Below are 16,895 nucleotides of genomic sequence, written 5' to 3' on the forward strand. Positions count from 1 at the left end.
ACGCAGGTCATATCTGCAAAACTGCAGATATGACCCTCGGCAGCGCAAAGACTCCCAGTGCAGACGACCTGCTGGTGCTGCTTGCGGTCAGTCGGACCGGTCGCTACAGCTCCGCGGCCGAGGACCTGGGCATCAATCACACGACCATTTCTCGACGCATCGCAGCGCTCGAGAACACACTCGGCGGACGGGTCCTCACCCGCGGTGCCGGGGGTTGGGAACTGACCCAGTTGGGCCGCGGCGCGCTGACTGCGGCCGAGGCCGTCGAGGACGCGCTACGCGCCCTCGTGTCCACCGATGCAGGTGCGCTCGAGGGTGTCGTACGCATTTCGGCGACCGACGGATTCAGCGCGTACATCGCAGCTCCGGCCGCCGCGCGGGTGCAGCGCTCTCATCCGCGGGTATCCGTGGAGATCGTCGCCGTCACCAGACGTGCGTCACAGCAGCGCTCCGGCCTGGACATCGAGATCGTCGTCGGCCAACCACAGGTGCATCGGGCCGAGGCAATTCGACTCGGGGACTACCGCCTCGGCCTCTACGCTTCCCGGACCTATCTGCAGGAACATGGAATGCCTCAGCGGCCCGCCGAACTCTCTGCCCATCCGTTCATCTACTTCATCGACTCGATGCTGCATGTGGACGATCTGGATCTGGCCCCGAACTTCACCCCGACGATGCGCCAATCGGTGACCTCGACCAATGTTTTCGTCCATGTCGAGGCCACCCGAGCGTCAGCAGGAATCGGACTGCTTCCGTGCTTCATGGCCGACCGCCACCGCGACCTGAACAGAATCCTGCCCGACGCAATAGCCGTGAAACTGACCTATTGGCTGGTGGCGAGAACCGAGGCCCTGCGGCGCCCGGAGGTGTCGGCAGTGGTCGACGCGATCCGGTCCGTCGTCGACGAGCAGCGCTCGCAGTTGTTGGGAGAGAACAATTCTCGCCCGGAGTGACGGCGGAGCACAGACCCCGCGTCGGATCGTGTCCGAGGATCAGAGTCCGCCCTGCATGTCGTCGATGTTGCCGACTGCCGGGGTTCCCTCGACGAGGCCGTAACGCAGGTACACGGTGCCCTTGCCCCCGGCTGCGGGTGGCTCGAGCAGCGTCAGGTTGCTGGGCACGGCGCCCTCGGCGAACACCTTCTTGCCCGATCCGAGCACGATGGGGTGTACCCAGAGGTCGAGTCGGTCGAAGAGCTTCTCGCGCAACAGAGTCTGGACCAGATTCAGGCTCCCGACCACCTTGATGTTCTCGTGTCGATCTCGGATCTCGCGCACTGCACCGACCAGGTCCGATCCAAGTCGCGTCGAACCGTCCCAGGACAGGTCGGGGGTGCCGCGCGAGGCCACGTACTTCGGTATCGCGTTGAACAGCGTTGCGAACGAATCGTTGTGGTGTGGCCAGTAGGCAGCGAAGATGTCGTATGTCCGCCGCCCGAGAAGGAGCGCATCGGTGCCCTCGTATGCGGCGGCAACTTGCGCACCGGACGTCTCGTCGAGCAGGGGTGCCTGCCAACCACCGTGGGGGAAGTTCTCCGGGTCCTCCTCAGGCCCTCCAGGTGACTGCGCGACGAGGTCGAGGGTGGCGAAAAGCTCCAAAGTGATCAGGCCCATGACTGCTCTCCGTTCGGTGTTGTCGTATCTGTATCGACAACGCCCGGCCCCGGAACTCACCGTCTCGAGCTCATCGGATGATCGATCAGTCGTAGAGAACTGCCGTTCCCTGGCGGCGCAGTGCATCGAGCCCTGCTCTGAAGGTGGCCAGATACTCGGACGAGTGGCCGACCCAGTCGGTCATCTCACCGACCACCCGCACCGGTTCGGCGCTTCGGTACGAGTGCGTCGGATTGCCGGGGAACTTCTTGTCGGTGACGTTCGGGTCGTCCTCCACACTGCCGGTCGGTTCGACGATGTAGACGCGCGGATGCCCTTTCCCGACGGCCATTTCCGCGGCGAGCACAGCGCCGTCCAGCACCTGGGTCATGTAGACGAAATTCGAGATGTGCTCCGGACGGTAGTTCGATCGATGACCGGACACCAGAAAGTCTCCAGCTCGGAGATCGGCCCTGGTCCCGTGGAAATACGCGCCGGACTCATGAATCTGGAACCGTTCCGGAGTGGCTGTCATGTCGATCTCCCTCGCTCGTCGCTGCCGGGAGATTCTGTACTGCCGGTGGGGTCTTGCCGCAAGCCCCCACCTCGGCGATAAGCTGAAGGCAACGGAGCCGACGAGGGTGGGGCGTCTACCGTCGAGCACACGGAATGTCCGTCCGAGAAGGAGCGCCCCCACGATGTCCGATATCGATTTCTATTTCGATCCGGTGTGCCCGTTCGCCTGGATGACCAGCAAGTGGGTCCGTAAGGTCCAAGCCCAACGCGAGTACACCGTCGACTGGCGGTTCATCTCGCTTCGACTGCTCAATTCGCACATCGACTACGACGCGCACTTTCCGCCCGAGTACGAGGCCGGGCACACGGCGGGACTGCGACTGCTGCGCGCGGCAGCCGACGTTCGTCGTGAACACGGGTCGGCGGCGATCGGGCCGCTCTACCATGCCCTCGGCACGCACATATTCGACACCGAGGTGGTGCCCGACGACGCTGCGAGCCACGGCCATCGCGGCACCGCAGAATTCCTCGGGCCGATCCTCGAAGAACTCGGGTTGCCCACTCATCACACTGCAGCACTGGATGATTCGTCGTTCGACGAGGAAATCCGCACGGAAACCGATCAGGCGCTCTCGCTGACCGGCAAGGACGTCGGAACTCCCATCATCGCCTTCGAGCCACCGGACGGAGTCGCCTTCTTCGGACCGGTGATCAGTCGGCTACCCAGTGACGAGGAAGCAGTACAGCTGTGGGACAACGTCATCGGACTGGCCAGGTTTTCCGGATTCGCCGAGATGAAGCGCAGCCTGCGTGAGCTACCCCAATTGAAGGCGCTCGGTGTGCAGGAGGACGAAGTGGGCGTGCAACAGGATTGGCACGGCGGGAGCCGACGCCAGAAGAAGTAGCTTCCCGGCCCGGGCCAGGCACCCTGACGACGCATGCCGGTCGGCAAGCACCGATCGATGAGGCATCATTGAGACGATGAACGATCTCGAATATCTCGGTTCCCTGCTCGGCACCCTCGACGCCGAGCTACAGCGACTGACCGAGGCCGAGCCCGGTTCCGACGAGCACAATTCTGCCGTCGACGCCGCCGCTGACGCGGTGTTCCGGCTTCGAGAAAAGGTCAAGGCCGGCCACACCAGCAAAAAGGCCTACTACCTCGCCGCCTCTACCGATCCCCAGGGCATTCGGGTCGAGGGCATCTGTGCGCTGCACGGCAAACGCATCCACCAGTTGGTACTCGACCAGGGTTGGATGCATGTGGACGATACCGCCGTCCTGGCCGCCCTCGATGACGATCAGCTCAGCCGCTACCGCGCCGTCGCCGGACGAGGGGTGGCCAGCACGTTCCGCGATGCCCGCGAATACCTGGCCACAGCAACAGGTCTCGCCTAGCGTCGTTCTGCGGCCCGACGAGAGCACCCCGCAAAGCACAGGCCCGCGTTCCGAAAGACCATGGACTCGAGTATCGAGTGGGTGGCTGGTTCGAGCAAGGCTCAGCCCGTCGGGATCGTTCCGACACGAACCTGAATGTGGCCTCCGCGTGCCGACGCCGCACGCACTCCTGTCAGCCGGCGCTCCACCGGCGTCCACGGATGCGCGTCGATGTCGGCTCCGCCGAGTCGGCAGGCCAGGCGAGCGAGCGGAGTCCACACCGCAGCTGCACCTGTGGGCTTCTGCATGTCCACGACGGCGATGTCGCCGCCGGGCCGCGTAGCGACGATCATCGTCTTCAGTGCCGACTCCCATGCTGCCATCAGAGACAGCGCGTACGTGCTGATAGCAGCGTCGAACCGTCGGTCATCTCCCAACTCGGCGGGATCGACGCTGGTGGCGTCGGCTTCGATCAGCGTGACGTTCGACCACCCGGCCGAGGTGGCGCGCCGACGAGCCTGCCCGAGCATCTGCGCGCTGGCATCGACTCCGGTGATGGAGCCGCTCGGCCCGATCTGTTGCTGGAGCAGGGAGAAGTTGAGTCCGGTGCCGCACCCGATGTCGAGTACGTGACTGCCGTTCGGAAGCGAGAGCAGCTCGATCGCGGCTGCGCGCCCCGAGCGGTAGACCGGCCACTCGAAGGAGATCACGTCGTACAGCCGCGCAGACGTGGTGTAGGGCGTAGGTCTTTTCATCTGGGATGTCCGTTCCAGGTCGGGATAGGTGCCGAATCGGTCGAATCGGGCAGACTCGTGCGTATGGGAACACTGATTGCCACTGTAAAAACACTCGGGACAGATCGACGGGTTGCTCGAATCGTGCACGACGTTCGTATCCGCTGACCTGACCGACACGATAGTTCCTCGACCGAAATGACAGGTGAGAGCGCATGAACGCACGCGGGGTTCAGTGGCTCGAGAAGACCGATCTCGTCGTCGTGGGCGGCGGCACCGCAGGCATCGTGGCAGCGAAGACCGCCGCCGGATTCGGGCGCGAGGTTGTTCTCGTCGAACGCGAACGCACCGGCGGCGACTGCCTGTGGACCGGATGCGTGCCCTCCAAGGCACTGCTCGCGGCTGCCTCGGTGGCAGCGACGGTTCGATCGGCGTCCCGTTTCGGGATCGACACCGACCCACCGCGCGTGGATTTCGCGCGCGTGATGCAGCACGTGCACAGTGCGATCGCCGAGATCGCTCCGGTCGATTCGCCGGAGGCCCTCGCCGAGGCCGGAGTGCAGGTGATCGACGCAGACGCAGTGTTCACCGGGCCGAACACGGTGCTGGTCGGGACGTGGACGCTCCGCTTCGGGCAGGCGATCGTGACCACCGGCGCGTACCCCGCGGTGCCCGCGATCGAGGGCATCGAGCACGTGGACTACCTGACCAGCGATACCGTGTGGGATCTGAAGGACCTGCCGCAGCGACTGCTGATCGTCGGTGCCGGATCGGTGGGTTGCGAAATGGCGCAGGCATTCTCGCGCCTGGGATCCGAAGTCACGCTGGTCGGACGTTCCGCGACCATCGCGCCCCGCGAGGACGCGTCGGCGACGGCGATACTGACTCGAGTGCTCACGAACGAGGGCGTGCGAGTACTGACTTCCGCCGCCGTCGTGCGGATCGAGGACGGCTCGGCCGTCACTGATACGGGCATCGAGCTCGGGTTCGATCGGGTGCTCATCGCCACCGGACGGACTCCACGCACCGCGTCTTTGGGCCTGGAATCGGCCGGTGTGGGGTTGGACGACAACGGATTCGTGCGGGTCGACGAGCAACTGCGCACCACCAATCCCCGCATCTGGGCGGCCGGAGATCTCACCGGCCATCCGCAGTTCACCCACACTGCCGGTGTGCACGGCAGCCTGGCCGCGAGCAATGCGGCACTCGGTCTCGGCCGCAAGGTCAGTACGACGGGAACGCCGCGGGTGATCTTCACCGATCCCGAAATCGCCTCGGCCGGAATCGATGTACGCACTGCACGGCAGCGGGGGCTCCGTCTGCAGACGCTCGACCACCGACACCTCGATCGTGCCGTCACCGAGGGGGCTACCGACGGATCGACGACGCTGGTACTCGACGGCAAACGTCGCATCCTCGGGGCGTGCGTGGTGGGGCCGCGAGCGGGCGAGACGATCGGGGAGTTGATCATCGCCGTCGAGCAGGGGCTGCGTACCCGCGATCTCGCCGGGGCCACCCATCCGTATCCGACGTACAACGATGGTCCGTGGAACGCGGCGATAGCGGATGTGAAGGCACAGTTGGGTTCTCCCGTCATTTCGCGAGCACTGGCCGCACTGGCGACGGTGCGCGGCACCTGGATTCTCAGGAAAGCGCGCGATACCCGGCGATGATCCGTTGACCGGAGCTCACCGCGACCACTGCCGCCCAGACCACCGCGATCTGCCACGAGATTCCCGGCAGTAACAACCAGAGACTGTGCACCGCAATGGTTTCGGCACCCTCGGCCATACCGCCGAGGAAGGAGAGCGAGCGGCCGTCGTCGATGGTGCGGCCGTTGCGCTCGGCGATGGAGGAGAACGCGAGAAACGCGGTGCCGTTGATGTAGTACGCCAACAACACCAGCAAGAACGGCCACCACGGGGCGTCGTAGCCGGCCGAGGCACCCACTGCAACGCCCACCACCGTGGTGCCGTAGACCACGAAATCGGCGGTGATGTCGAAGAATCCGCCTGCCCCCGCTGTTGTCTTTCGCCTGCGCGCCAATGGCCCGTCCAGGCCGTCGGCGATGCGGGAGACGATCCACAACACCAACGCGAGCGCCCAGAACTGCAGGCCGGCCGCCAGTGCGCTACCGAGGCCGAGTACGAGTCCTGCTGCGGTGATCCGGTCCGGTGTGATCGCGGGGCGGTCGAGGGCTCGGGCACAGCGATCGAGCGGGCCGTCGAGGTGGCGGCGCAGAAAACTGTCGATCATTCTGCAGCTCCGGTCAGTCCCAAGCGGCGCGCCAACAGCGCCGAACCGGTCGCGATCGCCAGTACCGCGATCAGAGCGATGGCGAACGGCCACGACAGCGGAGAGGTCCCGTAGGCACCGAGCGCGGTGTAGGCGACCGTCGCGGGCACGATCCCGATCATTGTTCCCACCACGTAGTCACGTTGTCCCACGGCACTGACTCCGGCCGCGTAGTTGACCAGCGAGAACGGCAGCGGCACCAGACGCACGAGCAGCACCGAGAGCAACCCCCGTCGTCCGAGCATGGTGTCGAGCCTGCGCAGCTTGTCCCATTCGGTGCGGGCTACTTGTCCGCGTCCCAACGCTCGCGCTCCCCAATACCCGAGATAGGCCCCCATCGTTGCGGCGAACACCACGACGGTTGCCCCCACCGCCAGCCCGAACAGCAACCCCGACGCGATGGTCAACGTACTGGCGGGGAACGGCGTGGCCGACAGGACGGCATAGAGCACCACGAACAATGCGATGCCCCAGGGACCGGCCGAGGACACTCGATCGCGGATGAACGACGGATCGGGTAAATCGACGGTGCCGACCACGATCACCACGGTGATGACAACCGCGGCAGCCCCGAGCAGTTTCAAAGTGGTGCCGCGACGACTACGCGTCGGGCGGTCCTGCGTCACGGTGTGCCTCTCGTCCGACGGTCACGGTCCATTGTGCACACCGCCGTTGTGCCCGCGTGTTCAGCGGTTGTCGCATTCGACCGATTACGGTGGTGAGGGCAGCGTCGACGACGGCTGCCTCGGTCGATCTGGAGGGCACACGGTGATTCGCTCAGTACGGCGTGCAGTGGCGATTGCAGCGAGCGCAGGGTTGTTTCTCACCGCGTGCGCGGCACCATCATCGGAGGCTCCGCGCGCCGAGGACCTGTCCTGGAGCGAGATCCAGGAGCAGGCGCAGGGGCAGACGGTCTCGCTGTGGATGTACGGCGGCGACGAGCAGGGCAACGCCTACGTCGACGATGTGCTCGCCCCCGCGGCCGCGGCGGAGGGGGTCACGCTGCGCCGGGTGCCGGTGGAGTCGACCACCGATGCCGTCAATCGCATCCTGTCCGAGCGGCAGGCCGGTGTCACCGACGGCGACGTGGACTTGGTGTGGGTCAACGGCGCGAACTTCGGCACCGGCAAGCAGGCCGGCGCGTGGCTGTGCGGATGGACCCAGAAGCTGCCGAACATGCAGTGGACCGACCCGGCAGATCCCCTGCTGAGCAACGACTTCGGTACCCCGGTCGACAATTGCGAATCGCCGTGGCACAAGGCGCAGTTCACGTTGGTCTACAACGCGGCCGCCATCGCTGATCCGCCGAGAACATTCGACGGCGTGCTCGAGTGGGCGCAAGCCAACCCCGGCCGCTTCACCTACCCCGCGCCCCCGGACTTCACCGGATCGGTGTTCGTGCGTGAGGCGCTGGTGAGCGTATCTGGCGGTGTCGACCAGGTGCCCGCACAGTTCGATCAGCAGTCCTACGATCGACTCGCCCCGGCCCTGTTCGAGCGGCTGAACACGCTCGCGCCGTCACTGTGGCGCGAAGGTACGACGTATCCGCAGTCCTCCTCCGAGCTCGACGACCTCTACGCAGGCGGCCAGATCGACATGACCATGACCTACGGGCCCGCCACCCTCACCCAACTCGTCGCCGATGGCACCTACCCGCCGGAGACCCGCGTCCTGACTGTCGACGAGGGAACCGTCGGGAATGCGAGTTTCCTCGCCATACCGTCGACCTCGGGGAAGTCCGCAGCGGCGCAGGTGGTGGCCAACCTCGCTCTCTCGCCCGAGCAGCAACTCGCCAAATCGGAGCCCGCCGTGTGGGGCCAGTTCACCGCCTTGGACATCGCGCGTCTGACGCCGGAGGATCGGGCGAAGTTCGAGCAACTTCCGTCCTCGCCGGTCGTCCCGTCATACGAGGTGATCTCCGCGAACGCCCATCCCGAACTGTCCGCGGAATGGGTCACCCCGCTCGATGAGGGTTGGCGTCGAAGCGTGCTCGCCGGGCAGTGAACTCGGCCGGGACGAATTTTCGAGGCACCGCGGCGGTGCTACCCGCCGTCGTGCTGGTTGTGCTCGTCGTCGGCGGCGGCCTGGGAACCGTCGTACTTCAGAGCCTGGGTTTGATGCCGCTGGTCGGAACTCCCGAGCTGTCCGCCGACGCCTACTCCGCGTTGGGGGGCGACCTGTGGCGATCGGTGGCGCTGACGCTGTCCATCGCGGCTGTCTCGACGGCGTTGGCCACGGTGATCGGGCTCGTGGTGGCCCTGACCGCACTGTCCGGTCGGCGCACGGCACTGGTGGCCGCCGGGTTGACCATCACGGTCCCGCACCTGATCGGTGCGGCGGCGATGGCGTTGCTGTTGGCGGATTCGGGGATGTTGCCCCGCCTGCTCGGCATGACCGACGGCGGTTGGCCAGCGCTGGTCGGTGGGCGGTGGTGGATTGCCGTTGTTGCCGAATACTCGTGGAAGGAATCGGCATTCGTGGCCGTCGTCGTGGCAGGAACACTGGCCACCCGAGTCGCAGCATTCGACGAGACGGCCGCCACCCTCGGGGCGGGCCGGTGGATGCGGCTGCGACTGGTCACGCTGCCACTGACTCGGCCTGCGCTGATCGCCTCGGCGGCCATCGCGTTCGCGTACACCGTCGGATCCTACGAGGTGGCCCGCATTCTGGGCCGACCGTATCCGGAGCCGTTGTCGGTCATGGCGATTCGCCTCTTCACCTCGATCGATCGCGAAACGCGCCCACAAGCAGCCGCGGCCGCAACGGTCGCCACCGCGCTGACGGTCGTCGTGACTGCAGTGGCCCTGCACTATCTGCGCCGATCGGCAGTGTGGAAATGAACAAGGTGGAGGTGAACCGGGTACTTCCGGCCGTCGGCAGGTCCATTCTGGTCCTGTGGTTCCTGTTGCCCCTGGTTCCGATTGCATTGTGGGCCATCAGCAATCGCTGGTCGTTTCCCGACTCGTTTCCCCGGACATGGGGTTTCGACGGATTCCGCAGCGCCCTCGACGCCGGTGGCGTCGACGCGTTCATCCGGTCGACCCTGCTCGCCCTCGCCGTCGCTGCCATCGCGACGCCGCTGGGCGCGTTGGCTGCTCACGCCCTCGTGCGCGGTGCTGTCCGCTTCCCCACCGTCGTAACCGGGATCCTTCTCGCGCCGCTGGCGCTGCCTCCGTTCGCCGTGGCGCTCGGACTCGATGTCCTGGTACTGCGATCGCACGTTCCGAGCACGGTGGCGGTCATCGCACTGCTGACCGTCGCAGCTGTTCCGTACACGACGTATCTGATGCGAGTGGCGTTCGGCGCGTACGACATCGGCTACGAGGAGGAGGCGCGCACCCTCGGTGCCTCGCCCGCGCTCATCCTGCGGCGAATTCGCATTCCACTGCTGGCTCCGGCGTTGGCGGGAGCGGCACTGCTCGCGTTCCTCGTGGCGTGGAGCGATTACGTGATCACGTTGCTGATAGGAGGAGGCAGACTGGTCACCGTGCCCATTCTCGTCGCCTCCTTCGCTGCGGGAACCGGAAACGATTCGGTGGTGGCTGCGCTGTCGGTGGCGGCCGTGGTGCCGCCGTTGGTGTTGGTGGTCATGCTCGCTCGGCTGCGTCGTGGTGCCGGCCGATGAGCGTGGAGCTGTCCGTCCACGGACTCACGAAAGTGCACGCCGGTCAATCGGTTGCGGCTCTGGACGCAGTGGACCTCACCGTCCCACCGGGTTCGTGTACGGCAATTCTCGGGCCATCGGGATCGGGCAAGAGCACCGCACTACGGCTCATTGCCGGACTGGATTCCCCGAGTGCGGGCACCGTGCGGATCGACGGCCGTGAGATCAACGACGTTGCGGCCGAGAACCGCGGGGTGGGGATGGTCTTCCAGCGCCCGATGTTGTTCCCGCACATGTCGGTACTGGACAACATCGGCTTCGCCTACCGCGCTGCTGGGGACAGTCGAAAGCGGTCCCGCGAACGTGCCAGGGAGTATCTCGACCTCGTCCATCTCGGTGATATCGGGAGCCGAGCGGTGTCCGAGGTATCGGGCGGTCAGGCCCAGCGGGTCGCGTTGGCGCGTTCCCTTGCCGGCTCCCCGAAAGTATTGTTGTTGGACGAGCCCTTCAGTGCACTGGACCCGGTGTTGCGCTCCGAGATGCACGATCTCGTCCTCGAATTGCGTGCGACTCTCGATCAGACTCTGCTGCTCGTCACCCACGATCAGCAGGAAGCTGCTGTGCTGGCCGATTCGGTGGCAGTGCTCATCGACGGCCGATTGGAGCATCACTCCGCTATCGGAGTGGCCTACACCCGTCCGAGCACGCTGGCGGTTTCGCGTCTGATGGGCGGAATGAACGAAATCGAGGGCAGGTGGGACGGAGTTGGGATACATCGCTCCGAGCTCGGGGAGATGGAGGTCGAGGGAGTGTCTCTGCCCGCCGGGCCTGCGGTGCTGCTACTACGCCATGAGCTGATCACATTGAACGACAATGGGATTCGCGGAGTTGTCTCGGATCTACGGCCCACCGGATTTCGAAGTGTCGCCGAGGTGACGGTGGGCTCGCTGGCGGTGAAGGTGGAGTTGGCGGCAGGATCTGTGGTGCGGATGGGCGATGCCGTCGGGTTGGACATTCCGGGTGGGGCGCGCTCTGTCGTCACGGGTTGAGACCGCAGGCGTGAGCTACGAACCCAGGAGCGCACAACCAGGCGCGCGCCGTCGGCGGAGAATGCCGCGCCTGTGAACGCGGTCGACCCTGGTATTGCTTCGACACCCACAACGCCTCACAGAAAATGGCCCTCTCCGACGGCACCGAACTCACCTGGGCCCAAGAACCCCGAGCCACCACCACCGGGACCGAGTCACCCCACCTCGCGGACCGGATCGCCCGCGGACAACAGACGTCACGGGCAGGCCCTCGGGAGCAGGGGCTTTTCGAGTTTCCCGAAATAGTGGCAAAGTAGTGCAGTCTGAACAACGTGGTTCCGGTAGCTCGGGTGAGCTGCTGTCACATCGGTGGAGAGGCGGTTTCGGCGATGGTCACCCCAACGAGTGTCTTTTCCAGCAAGGGCGAGGTTGCCTACGTCGAGTTGCGCAGGTCGATTCTGCTGGGAACCCTCGATGCGGGGTCGAAGCTGGCTCAGTACGAGCTTGCCGACCGGTTGAACATGAGCATCACCCCGATTCGCGAAGCCGTGCGCAGACTCAGCAGTGAGGGACTGATCGAGCTCGACAACCACAAGAACGTACGGATCGCCCCGATGAGCACGAGTGAGGCGCGTCAGCTCTTCGAGGTCCGCCTGTCGTTGGATCCGACTGCTGTCGAGTTGGCCGCAGCACGGCGTACCGACCAAGACGTGGCGAACATGCGAGCGGCCGCAGAGCGCCTTCTGCCGGTGACCCAGACGTGGGGTGAGGACGAGTTGGTGGCCCACCGAAACTTCCACCGTGCGCTGTACGTCGCATCGCACAACGATGTGCTGATCCGCATGCTGGATGATCTGTGGGACAAATCGGACCGATACAGACGCATCGGCCTGGAGCTGCCATCCGGCGCGCAACCACGCTCCATCGACCACGAGGAGCATTTCCGGATGCTCGAACTTGTTGTGGCGCAGGATGCCCGCGCGGCGGGAGCGTTGACTCGCCGGCACATCGTCGAGAGCTTCACTTCCGCAGCAATCGCTGCGTTGGAGGACCGCGAACGTAAGGGGCGACAGCATTCGGCCTGAAAAAGGTGCACATCCTCCTGCGTGAGGACGTGGATCGCGGTGGACGGGAACGATCGTGTCGGCCTCACCGAAACACCAGGTATCGGTTTCGAGGACACGGCCCGCGTTCTGCGATTTCTTCCCGAACTGCACTGATCCTTCCCGGCGTCCCGGGGACCGATGGTGATTCACTGTAGGTTCGACAACGAAACACCTCCCATCAGATCAGTCGAAGGAGGAACCGCGAGAGTGGGAACGATCCTCATCACCACCGACTACCTCGAGCCCGGCGACCAGGTGGACGATCTGCTCCGTGCCGCCGGTCATCACACCGTGCACAGCCCGGCCACCGGTCGACGCCCCGAGGGCGAGATGGCCGACCTGCTGCGCTCGGCAGATGGGGCGCTGATCGCAGGCGAACCCGTTACGGCGCAGATGCTCGACACCGCTCGAGCGCTCCGCGTGATCGCGCGCAGCGGCGTCGGGTACGACTCGGTCGACGTCGATGCCGCCACCGCTAGAGGCATCGTCGTATGCAACACTCCCGGTGCGAACAAGAATGCGGTCGCAGAAATGACGATGACGCTCTTACTCATGTGCGCCAAGCGAATCGGAGAGACCCTCGATGGCGTCCGGAAGGGCACCTGGCCTCGACACGACACCCGTGAACTTCGCGGTGCCACCCTGGGAATCATCGGATTCGGGGCGAGCGGGCAAGCGGTAGCGCAGCTGGGGGCGGCGTTCGGCATGTCCGTTCTCGTGTCGACCGGGCACCCGACGTCCGGCTCGGGCGTCGACTACGTCGATCGAAACGACCTACTCGCCCGGTCCGACTTCGTGACCCTGCACGCACGCGCGCAGTCCGACGGCTCGCCGATCATCGACGGGCCAGCCCTCGCTGCGATGAAATCCTCTGCATATCTTGTCAACACGGCCCGCGGCTCGCTGGTCGACGAACTCGCACTCATCGATGCGCTACGAGGCGGCCGGATCGCCGGAGCCGGGTTGGATGTGTTCGCACGCGAACCCGTCGCGGTCGACAATCCGCTCCTGAGCATGTCCAATGTCGTCACGCTGTCCCATCTCGCGGGACAGACCCGAGAAGCTCGGGCCGAGGCCAGTGTCGCCGCCGCTCGCGACATCGTGGCGGTGCTGGAGGGCCGTCACCCGCTTGGCGCGGTCAACGCACCGTAGTCGTACCGCCCGGTAATCCCCGCCGCATCGTCCCCGAGAGCATGCACGCTCTCGGGGACGACCTCTGTGCGGATAGCCGTTACCCAGGATGACGGCAACACGGTGGATCGCACCGTTGCCGACTCGGCGCGGTGGTCGCAGCGGTCACAGCAGCGCTCCACTTGTGCCCCCCATCACCCATCTGTAGGGTTCAAATACCTTATAAGGCCGCGGTCAGACCCAAAGGAGGTAGACGAACACCGATGAGCTTCGTCTCGACCGTCACCATTCACAGCGAGTCACCGGTGAGCAACCACACCCGGCGACGTGCACACGACCGATCCCGAGTCCGCTGCGGCGATCATCACCGCAGCGGCCGTCTCCACAGCGGTCATCTACAGAATGGTCGACGGAAAACCGTTGGTGGGCTTCGCCTTACCCACGAACGAGCATCACGACACGACGGCGATATACCGAATCCGGCAATGCGTCGAAGGGACAGCACAACTGACCCGCAGAGTATTTCGGCACTACATCGAGGAACCGTGTTCGACGTACCGCGCACCGTTCTTCGCTGATCTATGGCAACCACACAGAAGGTGAGACATGTCGACGTACGCTGCTAAACGAATCTGGGACGAACTGTGGGAGTCTCATAGGCAGATCAAGAGATTCGCGATGTCAACCATCGGACGGGGATCACCCTCTCCCTCTCCCGAACCTGTTGACGCACAATCGAAAAGAAGATCTTCGACATCGGTGCTGAGGCCCGATCAGAAGCCGGAGGACCGAGAGCCGAACAACGGTCCGCCCGGTGGCTACACCCCCGCCCGACTGGTCGGCCTGGCTCTGGGCCCGGTGTTGTTCGTATTGACACTGCTGTTCTTCGAGTCGGACGGGCTCTCTCCCGAAGGCGTCGCTGTCCTGGCATCCACCCTGTGGATCGCGACATGGTGGATAACCGAGGTCGTGCCCATCCCGGTCACCTCGCTACTGCCCATCGTATTGCTTCCGCTCACCGGTGCACTCGATGGAAGCACGGTCGTCTCGGCGTACGGCAACGACATCATCTTCCTGTTCCTGGGCGGCTTCTCGCTTGCCATCGCGATGGAGAAGTGGAACCTCCACAAACGCATCGCCTTGACCATCGTTTCGCTGATCGGCACCAGTCCACGACGAATCATCCTCGGGTTCATGGTGTCCACGGCGTTCCTGTCGATGTGGGTCTCCAATACCGCGGCAACGATGATGATGATTCCGGTCGGGCTCGCCGTCGCCTACCAGGCTTCGCAGGCCCTCAAGAACGGTGAACACCTCGAAGAAGTCCCCAAGTTCGAGAAATGCATCATCTTCTGCATCGGCTACGCCGCGACCATCGGCGGTCTCGGGACGCTCATCGGTACCCCGCCTTTGGCTGTACTCGCTGCGGTCTCGGGAGAACTCTTCGGTCAGACCATCTCCTTCGGACAGTGGATGCTCTTCGGCGTACCGATCGTCATCGTCCTCCTCGCTTTTGCCTGGTTCTACCTGACCTTCGTCAAGTTCCGCTTCGGCTTCTCGGAACTCCCGGGCGGAAAAGAAGTCATTCTCGACGAAAAGGCAGCACTCGGCCGACTCTCCCCCGAGGAAAAAGCTGTTCTGGCAGTTTTCGTCGGCACTGCGTTCATGTGGATATCTCGAGGGTTCTTGTGGGATGACCTCCTGCCGGGAATCAGCGATGGGCTGATTGCCGTCGTAGCGGCAATCCTCCTGTTCACAATCCCGACTGCACGCGGCGATCAGTCCCGAATCCTGGAATGGGAAGATTCCAAGAAGATCCCGTGGGGAATTCTGCTGCTGTTCGGCGGAGGCCTGGCAATCGCTGCGGGGTTCGTCCAGACGGGCCTCTCGGAGTGGATCGGCGACCAACTCCTGGTACTCGAAGGTGCCAATATCGTTCTGACCGTGCTCGTTGCAGCAGCACTCGTACTCTTCCTGACCGAGATCACCTCGAACACCGCAACAGCGACCATGATCCTTCCGGTGATGGCCGCATTCGGATTGGCGTTGGGGGTCCACCCCTACGCGTTGATGGTGCCGACCGCGATGGCAGCGAACTGCGCCTTCATGTTGCCTGTGGGCACACCGCCGAATGCGGTCATGTTCGGAACCGGAAAGATAGCCATCATGGACATGATCCGGATCGGTTTCTGGCTCAACCTCGTGGCCCTCTTCCTCATCGTGGCAGCGACATTCCTGTACCTGCCACATATTTGGGGAATCGACCTGTTCTTCGCGCCGGCCGGGTTTCAGTGATCGAACGAGTGAGTAGATAGGCGAACCGGGGATCCCAGTTCGTCCACCGACGAGAAAGGCCGGGCGCTTCGCCTGGCACAGGCCCGATGCCGAACAGCGAAATTCGGCATCGGGCCTTCTCGTATCGAGACCGCGGACCGGTCGTGTGCACCTCACCGAACGCGAAAACTACACTGCACTCATGCCCGCCGGACGTTTCGCTCCCAGTCCCTCCGGCGATCTACATCTCGGCAATCTACGAACGGCACTGTTGGCGTGGCTCTTCGCCCGCTCCACCGACCGCCGGTTTCTGATGCGGATCGAGGATCTCGACCGCGTGAAACCCGGCTCGGAGCAACGTCAACTCGAGGACCTCGCCGCCATCGGGATCGACTGGGACGGGCCAATCGTGCGGCAATCCGAGCGGCAGGAAATCTACGACGGCCAGGTCCGCGCGCTCACTGCAGCCGGGATGACATACGAATGCTTTTGTACGCGCCGAGAAATTCTGCAGGCCGCATCCGCACCGCACGCTCCCGACGGTGCCTATCCCGGAACGTGCCGAAACCTGACCGCTGCCGAGAGGGCCTCGAAGGACCGCCCACCGGCCATCCGATTGCGTTCGCAGGTAACCGAATTCACGATCGTAGACCAGCTTCATGGTCTTTTTCGGGGCCAGGTCGACGATTTCGTTCTTCGCCGATCCGACGGTGTGCCCGCCTACAACCTCGCTGTCGTCGTCGACGACGGCGCGCAAGGCGTCGACCAGATCGTGCGCGGTGACGACCTGCTCACCTCCGCCCCGCGGCAGGGATACCTCGCCCAGCTCCTCGGCCTCACCCCTGCCACGTACATCCACGTGCCCCTCGCGCTCAATGTCGAAGGCAGGCGTCTGGCCAAACGCGACGGCGCGGTGACACTTCGTGAACGCCCCGATGCGTGGGCACTCATCACCGCTTCACTGGGCCGGCCCGAGGCGAAGGACTCCGAGGAATTGCTCGAACAGTGGAAGCCCACGCTGGTGCCGCGCGAGCCCTGGGTGTTCGATCCCGCGGCCGCGTGACCCAGATCGAGATCACGTTGCAATGCGACACATCGCCCTTCGGGGACAATGGAGCCGTACAGTGACCGGTACAACTGCGCTCGAGGGAGACGAATTTCATGACCACAGGCGGCTACGAACCCGACAAAGATCCCCAGAACCCCGGCGGTTATCCCCCACCTGCCCAGGGCAACTA

The 16,895-nt window shown here is 64.6% G+C and carries 17 protein-coding genes and 1 pseudogene; 13 read left to right on the forward strand and 5 right to left on the reverse strand.

Going from position 1 to position 16,895, the window contains the following annotated elements; translation table 11 throughout:
- Window positions 1–29: 29 nt before the first annotated feature.
- Entirely contained in the window at window positions 30–953 is a 924-nt protein-coding gene (locus J1M87_RS18450; RefSeq protein WP_206490995.1) for a LysR family transcriptional regulator, read from the forward strand.
- A 39-nt stretch (window positions 954–992) separates the two neighbouring features.
- On the opposite strand, the gene J1M87_RS18455 is transcribed toward J1M87_RS18450, so the two are convergent.
- A complete protein-coding gene (locus J1M87_RS18455) occupies window positions 993–1,613 on the reverse strand; it encodes a dihydrofolate reductase family protein (protein ID WP_206490996.1) in 621 nt (206 codons plus the stop codon).
- An 85-nt stretch (window positions 1,614–1,698) separates the two neighbouring features.
- The gene (gene arr, locus J1M87_RS18460) at window positions 1,699–2,127 is read right to left on the reverse strand and encodes an NAD(+)--rifampin ADP-ribosyltransferase (RefSeq protein WP_206490997.1); all 429 of its coding nucleotides are present in this window, start codon (window positions 2,125–2,127) and stop codon (window positions 1,699–1,701) included.
- A gap of 163 nt (window positions 2,128–2,290) precedes the next feature.
- Here arr and J1M87_RS18465 point away from each other — a divergent pair, with 163 nt between their 5' ends.
- Together J1M87_RS18465 and J1M87_RS18470 are read left to right on the forward strand one after the other, a co-directional pair.
- Entirely contained in the window at window positions 2,291–3,013 is a 723-nt protein-coding gene (locus tag J1M87_RS18465) for a hypothetical protein (protein WP_206490999.1), read from the forward strand.
- 76 nt (window positions 3,014–3,089) lie between these two features.
- Window positions 3,090–3,506, forward strand: coding sequence for a phosphate acetyltransferase (locus tag J1M87_RS18470; protein ID WP_206491000.1), 417 nt, complete (start codon window positions 3,090–3,092; stop codon window positions 3,504–3,506).
- 101 nt (window positions 3,507–3,607) lie between these two features.
- Here J1M87_RS18470 and J1M87_RS18475 read toward each other — a convergent pair whose 3' ends face one another.
- A complete protein-coding gene (locus tag J1M87_RS18475; RefSeq protein WP_206491001.1) occupies window positions 3,608–4,240 on the reverse strand; it encodes a class I SAM-dependent methyltransferase in 633 nt (210 codons plus the stop codon).
- 194 nt (window positions 4,241–4,434) lie between these two features.
- Between J1M87_RS18475 and J1M87_RS18480 the strand changes: the two genes are divergently transcribed.
- A complete protein-coding gene (locus J1M87_RS18480) occupies window positions 4,435–5,892 on the forward strand; it encodes an NAD(P)/FAD-dependent oxidoreductase (RefSeq protein WP_206491002.1) in 1,458 nt (485 codons plus the stop codon).
- Here the strand turns inward: J1M87_RS18480 and J1M87_RS18485 are convergent.
- Both J1M87_RS18485 and J1M87_RS18490 read right to left on the reverse strand, forming a co-directional pair.
- Window positions 5,864–6,475 (reverse strand): CDP-alcohol phosphatidyltransferase family protein, encoded by a 612-nt coding sequence (locus tag J1M87_RS18485; RefSeq protein WP_206491004.1) that lies wholly within the window; start codon window positions 6,473–6,475, stop codon window positions 5,864–5,866. The genes J1M87_RS18480 and J1M87_RS18485 overlap by 29 nt on opposite strands.
- Window positions 6,472–7,140: a VTT domain-containing protein gene (locus tag J1M87_RS18490; protein WP_307830854.1), complete on the reverse strand. Its 669-nt coding sequence runs from the start codon at window positions 7,138–7,140 to the stop codon at window positions 6,472–6,474. The genes J1M87_RS18485 and J1M87_RS18490 overlap by 4 nt, the downstream gene beginning before the upstream one ends.
- A gap of 142 nt (window positions 7,141–7,282) precedes the next feature.
- On the opposite strand from J1M87_RS18490, the gene J1M87_RS18495 reads away from it, so the two are divergent.
- The 9 genes and pseudogenes from J1M87_RS18495 to gluQRS all read left to right on the forward strand — a co-directional run bounded on the left by J1M87_RS18495 (window position 7,283) and on the right by gluQRS (window position 16,720).
- Window positions 7,283–8,518: an ABC transporter substrate-binding protein gene (locus J1M87_RS18495; RefSeq protein ID WP_206491005.1), complete on the forward strand. Its 1,236-nt coding sequence runs from the start codon at window positions 7,283–7,285 to the stop codon at window positions 8,516–8,518.
- Complete coding sequence (locus tag J1M87_RS18500) at window positions 8,515–9,354, forward strand: ABC transporter permease subunit (protein WP_206491007.1); 840 nt, start codon at window positions 8,515–8,517, stop codon at window positions 9,352–9,354. Before J1M87_RS18495 ends, J1M87_RS18500 begins: the two co-directional genes overlap by 4 nt.
- Window positions 9,351–10,139 (forward strand): ABC transporter permease, encoded by a 789-nt coding sequence (locus J1M87_RS18505; protein ID WP_241257126.1) that lies wholly within the window; start codon window positions 9,351–9,353, stop codon window positions 10,137–10,139. The genes J1M87_RS18500 and J1M87_RS18505 overlap by 4 nt, the downstream gene beginning before the upstream one ends.
- Window positions 10,136–11,167, forward strand: coding sequence for an ABC transporter ATP-binding protein (locus tag J1M87_RS18510; RefSeq protein ID WP_206491011.1), 1,032 nt, complete (start codon window positions 10,136–10,138; stop codon window positions 11,165–11,167). Before J1M87_RS18505 ends, J1M87_RS18510 begins: the two co-directional genes overlap by 4 nt.
- Window positions 11,168–11,211: 44 nt before the next feature.
- Window positions 11,212–11,322: pseudogene (locus J1M87_RS18515) on the forward strand (S-(hydroxymethyl)mycothiol dehydrogenase); the annotation flags it as partial.
- A 213-nt stretch (window positions 11,323–11,535) separates the two neighbouring features.
- Window positions 11,536–12,231 carry a GntR family transcriptional regulator gene (locus J1M87_RS18520; RefSeq protein WP_206491013.1) on the forward strand — a complete coding sequence of 232 codons (696 nt, stop codon included), beginning with the start codon at window positions 11,536–11,538 and terminating at the stop codon, window positions 12,229–12,231.
- A gap of 228 nt (window positions 12,232–12,459) precedes the next feature.
- Complete coding sequence (locus J1M87_RS18525) at window positions 12,460–13,404, forward strand: phosphoglycerate dehydrogenase (RefSeq protein WP_206491014.1); 945 nt, start codon at window positions 12,460–12,462, stop codon at window positions 13,402–13,404.
- 738 nt (window positions 13,405–14,142) lie between these two features.
- A complete protein-coding gene (locus tag J1M87_RS18530) occupies window positions 14,143–15,678 on the forward strand; it encodes an SLC13 family permease (RefSeq protein WP_206491016.1) in 1,536 nt (511 codons plus the stop codon).
- A 181-nt stretch (window positions 15,679–15,859) separates the two neighbouring features.
- Entirely contained in the window at window positions 15,860–16,720 is an 861-nt protein-coding gene (gene gluQRS, locus J1M87_RS18535; RefSeq protein ID WP_206491017.1) for a tRNA glutamyl-Q(34) synthetase GluQRS, read from the forward strand.
- Window positions 16,721–16,895 lie beyond the last annotated feature (175 nt).

The sequence above is a fragment of the Rhodococcus sp. KRD162 genome (assembly GCF_017168335.1).
Taxonomy (GTDB): domain Bacteria; phylum Actinomycetota; class Actinomycetes; order Mycobacteriales; family Mycobacteriaceae; genus Rhodococcoides.